Genomic DNA, 5,850 nt, shown 5'->3' on the forward strand with positions numbered 1-5,850 from the left:
GTAAAGCTGTATTCTGGTCATCATCAACAGCATTGACATCCGCCCCGGAGTCAATATGCCGCTTAATATCCTGTGCATCGCCCTGGGCGGCCGCCTGAAACAAATCGCCGTGCAAACTTGCCCCGCTTTTCTCCAGCATGAGCACCACTTCTGAATGCCCGTTGGAATGGGCCAGTTCCATGGCGGTATTGCCTCTGCGGTTCTGGACCTGAATATCTGCCCCGCTTTGAACAAGCAGCTCCACTATGTCCAGGTGCCCGCCCTGGGCCGCCAGGTGCAGGGGAGTAAGTTCACCTCGTCCGGGTTCATCCACATTCGGAGCTTTTTCTAACATCTGCTTCACGCTCTGGGTGTACCCTTTGCGTGCCGCCAGGTGCAAAGGGGTGTCACCCCAGTCGTCTTTGACCCGGATGTCTGCCCCTGCAGCCAGGAGAATCTCGGATATTGCCATAACTTCGTCTGCTTCTGCAATATAGTGATCAAGGATCTGAAGAAGGGCAGTCAAACTTTCATCGTGAGGATACTCCGGGTCTGCTCCGTTTTCCAGCAGCAGGGATACTGCCGGGGCTTTTCTATAGCCTACGGCCACCTGAAGAGCAGACCGATTAAGTTCATTTAGCAGGGAAACATCAGCATCATATTCCAGCAGCACTGCAACGGTCTCTTTACTTCCGTGTTGCGAGGCCAGCATAAGGGGAGTATTCTGGTGCTGATCCCGGGAATCGACATTTGCTCCCAGCAGCAGCAGGTTCTTAGCTACCTCGTAACTGTTCTGCTCAGCGGCCAGATGTAGATAAGTATTTTGGTGGTGTAATTCCTTATCAAGATTTATACCAGCTGCAAACAACAGGTCCAGGATATCGGCCCGATTGTTGCTTACTGCATAGTCGAAAGGATAAGCACCATCATTATTTACTGCCAGGACATCAGCTCCCTCTTCAAGCAGCATTTCCACCCAAGGGCGGGCATTATCTTCCAGAGTTGCAGCCATATGAAGGGCTGTATCACCGCTTGACATGGCAGTTCCTGTATCAGCCCCGGACGATATCAGCAGTTCACCAACTGCCAGATTGTCACTGACAACAGCCAGATGCAGAGCAGTGCGCTGTACATTATCCCTGGCCTCCAGTTCTGACCCGGCTTCAATAAGCATCTCGGCAACGTTTCTTGCAGGGTTGCCTGCTGCATAATGCAAAGGGAGCTGTCCTCTGCGGCATTTTTTATCAATAGACGCCCCGGCATCAATAAGCACCTGCACGAAATCACTGTCCGCCATAAGGGCTGCAAAATGCAGGGCAGCAGCACCGCCTCTTCCCGTGGCGTCAACTTCTGCACCCGCATCAAGCAGCACCATTGCCACTTCCAGGTCCGAACTTTCGGCAGCCAGCATCAGGGGCAGCCGCCAGTTCTGTTCTCCTGCAGAGCCTGGGTCAGCACCCTGTTCAAGCAGATACTTGACCACTTCTATATGACCCTTGGCAACAGCAAAGTGCAGAGGATCAATGGACTCAGTACCCATGTCCCCTGGACCAATGGGATTTTCTTCTGAGGCTGTTCCGTACCTGGGTGCTCCTACAATCCTCCTGGAAGTAACATCAGCTCCTTCCTGCACCAGCCTTTTCACTTCTGCAAGGCTGCCGGCTTGAGCTGCATCGAAAAGATTGTCAAAAGAAACCCTGACCCGGGTTTCAGGCACTTCTGCCCCAAGAGCGCTCAGCCTTGTCCTGGCGGCATTCTGCAGAGTACGGCTGTCTTTTTCAGTATTTTGGAGATAGGCCTTGTATACTGCAACAGCTTCTTCGTTTCGATCCAGATTTTCCAGTACCCGCCCATAAGAAATATAATGCTCCAGCAAGTCCTGGCCCGAAGCATCAAGATCAACAATCAGCTGCCCATAAAGATCTGCAGCCTCTGACCATAACTCTTCTGTTTCATACAGGTACAACAGCCTTTTTTTGGCCGTAGGCATGCCCGGAGTAGCAAACATGGCAAATTGATCATCAAGAAATGTGGAGCCGGGATAACGCTGCACGTAAGTTTCCAGGATATCTATGGCATCCAGATTTCTGGAGGGGCTGTAGGCCCGCATGTACATATTACTGAGCCGCCAGTAGCTTTCCTGGGCATATCCAGTATCAGGAGCTTTCTGCATTACCTGGTGGTACAGCTTTTCCATCTCATCCAGTTCATCATCATCCAGGGCATCAATCCTGGCAAAAAGAGTTCTGGCCATGTTCTGCTGCTGTGAAACTGAAAGACTTTCCTTTTTTGCAGTCTTCTGCACATCATTTATGCCAGCTTTAGTTTCAAAGGATTGAGCAGCAAGGACAAACTCATGCATATATTCTGCAAGTTCCTCCAGGGGATGGGCAAAAGCGTTCAGTAATTCGTCTTCCACAGCACGGTCTAAAAGCTCTGAAAGCGTTTGCATATCAGCATCAAGAAGGTTTATGCCCTGAGAGCGAAGCTCCAGTGCCAGATGCATAAACCGCTCCGGCAACATCCCCCAGGCACGCATGGCCCTTACGGTCAGTTCGCCCTGCACTGCAAGATCCTGAAGTTCCTGCTGCTTATTTGCTGCAGTTTCCCGGGCAATACTCTTCTCAGGACCTGACAGACACAGTATGAACGCCCAAAAACAGAAAAAAAAGCTCAAAAACATTTTTTTGTAGAAATTCAAGTTTTTCATTGAGTTTTATCCTTTGTAAAATATCAGGAATTGTATGATGTGACTGCAAAAAATCTAGGCATGAGTGATTCAGCAATAAATCAAACTTACAATGCTTTGTTTTTACTGACTCCTGACCCCTGTCTCCTGACTCCTATGTCTGCAAAAAGTACTTTTTGCAGTTGAGTCTTTATAACTATATCCATCTGATGGCTCATCCATATGCACCCGTCAGTTTAAATCCATCCTCCTGCTTCTCCAGATAAATACTATTGTATATCAAGCAGCTGCCATCTTTATAGGTAAACATGTAGGATATCAGATACTCACCTGAAGTGATCACTTCAAAATCTTGAATCATATCTATTCTTGCCTGAAATGAAGTTTTCACATTCAGCAGATAGTTCATACAGCAGATGCTTAGATCCTGCATTTTATATATTCCGGGAAACAGCAGTTCATACAGAAACTGTGGGGTATTTTTCTGCAGTATGCTGTCATGCTGCTTTTGCAGATATTCATGGTGAATATAATCCTCCATGAGACGCTTCCAGTCATGGGCGTTAACTGTCTTTTCCAGGCCCAGGACAAATGTGCCCAGTTTCAAAGAAAGCTTCTCATCCTGCAGGGTAGCCGGAGTAAAAGTCTTTCTGTCCGACTGGACATGGTATTTCAGGCATGATCTTGAGATACTGCATGCTTTATCCTGTGGGCCTTTGTCCAGGATGACCACGTCCGTGGGGCAGGTAAACATGCCGTTATAGAGGTCTATTCCCGCCGTGGCCCGGATCTTTCTGCCCTCGAACAGATCTGGATCAAAGGGGATATTGGAGCAGGGAACAATCTCTAAAGGCTTGTTTGAAGCAAAGCGCTGCGGTTCTATTATTGTTATCTGCCCGCCCCGGACAAGGCCTTCAACGGTTTTTACAGGCACCGGCATGGAAGCCCCGGCCGGCAGGCATAAGACTGCGGCAAGAAAAATACTGAGTACAGTCATGACCAGCATTACCCGCCCGGAGCTTGATGGATATTTCAAGAGTGCCTCCTGGCTTGAAGCCCTGTTTATTTACTATTCATCTGACGAATCCATATAACCCCACTCCTGCAGCCTCTTGCGGGCATAGTCGGCCTTTTCTCCGGCACCGGAACTGTGCAGAAACCTCTCGTACTCCCCGGCCGAATCACTTTTGCGGCCCATGCCTTCCAGACAGACAGCCTTGAGGAAAATGGTATTCGGGTTGCCCGGCAACATGTCTTCATAGCGTCTAAACCCCTCCAGAGCAGCGTCATACCGCCCCAGATCCATTGCCGCCACACCGCTTATGTGATGCGCCTGGGCCTCCTGCGGATAAACCCTCACGGCCCTGTCGGAAAAGTTCCTGGCTCTTTGGGGCCGGTTCAGGGCCAGCTGGCATTTGGACATGAGCACCAGGGCAGCATAGTCTTCAGGTGCCTGGCTCAGGGCCCGGCTGAATGAGTCTTCAGCCTCATGGAAGCGCTGCCGGCCCATATGTTCTTCTCCTTCCTGCATATCTTCGATGGCCCCTCTCATGCGGCGAAGATCGGCGGTATTGTCCATGTAGCGCTCTCTATGAACCGGAAAATCGCGGGCATGGGCATACTCATTCTCGGCCCTGTACCGGGCGGTGTCGTAACGCTCCTGGCTCATGGGATGGGTTGAGAACATGCGCTCGATGGCCGAAGGTTTCCTGCTGTTCACCCCCTGCAGCACATCCATAAGGCCGACCATTCCCTGGGGATTCATGCCGGCATCGGTCATATACTGCATGCCCAGTTCATCGGCCTCCCGTTCGTTGGCCCGGCTGTAGCTGGCCAGAAGTGCTCCAGTGGCCACTGCTCCCAGTCCGGCTGCCACAGCAGCATAATCCTCCTGCTGGCTTTCCAGGTACAGGGATGCACCTGCCAGCAGAGCCTGAGCCATTATGGCCCGGGACATGCGTGCGGCGGTGTGCCTGGCGTTGACGTGGGCTATTTCATGCCCCAGCAGGGCGTCCAGTTCGGCCTCATTTTCCATCTCCAGGAGTATGCCCCGGGTGGTGGCGATGCTCCCGCCGGGAAAGGCGTATGCATTGACGTTAGTAGCATTGACGCATCTGAAGGAGTAAGGCATGTCCGGGCGATGAGTGATTGCGGCCAGATCTTTGCCCTTGCGGTCCAGGTAACTGTTCAGGTTTGAGTCCTGGACCTCTCCGTAATCGGCTGAAAACTGATGCGGGGAGTGCTTCTGATCCAGGCTTATTTCGCCTGATTCGGACATAAGCATGAACTGGCGCTCTCCAGTGACCGGGTTGACCGCGCAACCGGAGACCAGGCCCAGGGTGGATACCGAGGCCAGCCACAGAAAGTCCCGGCGGTTCATGCTCCGGGTGGATATCCGGTTTTGTGGATGGTACACAAAGACCTCCTTCAGTCGTCGTCATCCTTGTCGTCTTTATCGTTTCTACTGTCTGCACTGACTATTACAGGCCCTTGTTTGCGCTCATCCTCCCTGTCCGCCCACCACTGCTCGCGGTGCAGATCGTCGAGTGTCTCTTCCCTTTGCTCCTTGCCTTTGTTTTTCCAGATGACAAAACCAATAAAGCCGGCCATAACCAGTATACCGATCAAGATTTCACCCATGGCACTTTCTCCTTGCTCAAGTTTTTTTGCCCTTTATGGCATCACAATGTCCGCTCAATATTTCAAAAAATTGTTGTCAGCTGATTTAATGATTTAATGCGTGCATCTGAATGCATCAATCAATGGCATGGAATCGGTAATCCATGTTCATGAAAACAATTTGCCGGATCTACCGCTGGGCCTGCCATTCCTCTACTGCTTGAAGCATTTCAACGCCAAACTGCTTACCAGCGCAATATTCCCATATTTCAGGGCCTGTGGGCAGTGAGTGGCGTGAACAGCCAAACCCCGAGCAAATGCAGGGATCTCCAGGGTCGCCGCATGTCGGGGCAGCACAAAACACAGACAGTAACAGTACAAAAAAAACCAGCAGAATTGAGGCTTTCCTGAAATTAAAGTAAAGCATCTTTCCCGCCATTCATACCTCCTCAAACGTTTGCTCAAGACTCACACGGCTCTGCATAACATCTCGAAGAATTGTTCAGTGACAAAAGTCAAAAAGTTATGCACTGCATTTTACTCAAGAAATGTGTGCTATGTGA

General features: G+C 50.7%; 4 protein-coding genes. All 4 read right to left on the reverse strand.

From position 1 onward, the window contains the following. The coding region (locus tag D5S03_RS00055) for an ankyrin repeat domain-containing protein (RefSeq protein WP_287042325.1) at window positions 1–2,485 on the reverse strand (2,485 nt) is incomplete at its 3' end. 397 nt (window positions 2,486–2,882) lie between these two features. Beyond that, entirely contained in the window at window positions 2,883–3,704 is an 822-nt protein-coding gene (locus tag D5S03_RS00060) for a hypothetical protein (protein WP_008868658.1), read from the reverse strand. Window positions 3,705–3,737: 33 nt separating this feature from the next. Then, window positions 3,738–5,084, reverse strand: coding sequence for a M48 family metalloprotease (locus D5S03_RS00065; RefSeq protein WP_287042326.1), 1,347 nt, complete (start codon window positions 5,082–5,084; stop codon window positions 3,738–3,740). Window positions 5,085–5,095: 11 nt separating this feature from the next. Beyond that, complete coding sequence (locus tag D5S03_RS00070) at window positions 5,096–5,308, reverse strand: hypothetical protein (RefSeq protein WP_008868660.1); 213 nt, start codon at window positions 5,306–5,308, stop codon at window positions 5,096–5,098. Window positions 5,309–5,850 lie beyond the last annotated feature (542 nt).

The organism is Desulfonatronospira sp. MSAO_Bac3, from assembly GCF_003838035.1.
GTDB lineage: Bacteria > Desulfobacterota > Desulfovibrionia > Desulfovibrionales > Desulfonatronovibrionaceae > Desulfonatronospira > Desulfonatronospira thiodismutans.

Excerpts from the sequence above, each read along its gene's own strand:
- D5S03_RS00070 (WP_008868660.1), bottom strand. The coding sequence starts at position 5,308 with ATGGGTGAAATCTTGATCGGTATACTGGTTATGGCCGGCTTTATTGGT.